The sequence below is a fragment of the Streptomyces sp. UW30 genome (genome assembly GCF_008042075.1).
GTDB lineage: Bacteria > Actinomycetota > Actinomycetes > Streptomycetales > Streptomycetaceae > Streptomyces.
In genome coordinates, this window is sequence record NZ_RDBN01000172.1 from 1 (window position 1) to 922 (window position 922).

Here is a 922-nt window from a genome sequence, read left to right on the forward strand (position 1 = left end):
GCCGTTCCACGGTCCGGACGGTGCAGGCCGAACCGCCCACCTGGAAGGCATAGTTGAACATCGCGAACATCGGCTCGCTACGGCGGCCGTCGGCGCGGCGGCAGCCGGGGACGTCGACCATGAGGTCGCGGGGTATCGAGACGGCGGTGGCGCTGCGGCGGCCGGAGGACAGGTGCAGCAGGATGGTGGTGTCGGAGGCCGTTCCACGGTCCGGACGGTGCAGGCCGAACCGCCCACCTGGAAGGCATAGTTGAACATCGCGAACATCGGCTCGCTACGGCGGCCGTCGGCGCGGCGGCAGCCGGGGACGTCGACCATGAGGTCGCGGGGTATCGAGACGGCGGTGGCGCTGCGGCGGCCGGAGGACAGGTGCAGCAGGATGGTGGTGTCGGAGCGCTCGGTGCCGGAGTCCTTGCCGTAGCGGCGGTTCTTGCTTCCGGCGCGGGAGTCCGACCCGATGACGAGGATGTTCTGGGCGCCGCGCACCAGCGAGGTGGGGCGCTCCTTCTCATACCGGGCGAGCTCCGCGGCGGCGGCCTCGTCCGGGGTGATGTTGGAGTCGAGCTTGGCGTACACGCCCCAGGCGACTCCCCCCGCGACGACGACCACGAGCCCGACCCCGATGGCCCCACGCCGAACCCAACGCCGCACGGGCCCCTTCCTGCCGGCCGACGCCCCCCGGTGCGCATCTGCGGTGTCGGTCACGGCTGGGTCGGCGGTGCTGTGCCGGCACGTCGACTCGCTGAGCGAGGAGGCGTTGGACAAGCGGATCGAGGCGGAGCGGGTGACGGCGACGGCGAGGTAGCCCTCGCCCGCCCCTGCCGTTCCACGGTCCGGACGGTGCAGGCCGAACCGCCCACCTGGAAGGCATAGTTGAACATCGCGAACATCGATGTTCTGGGCCGGCCGTCGGCGCGGCGGC

The 922-nt window shown here is 71.9% G+C and carries 2 pseudogenes; both read right to left on the reverse strand.

Annotated features, from left to right (window positions below):
* Positions 1–196 (reverse strand): annotated as a pseudogene (locus EAO75_RS48425) (LCP family protein); the annotation flags it as partial.
* Positions 197–198: 2 nt separating this feature from the next.
* Positions 199–651: pseudogene (locus EAO75_RS45295) on the reverse strand (LCP family protein); the annotation flags it as partial.
* Between the last annotated feature and the right edge of the window lie 271 nt (positions 652–922).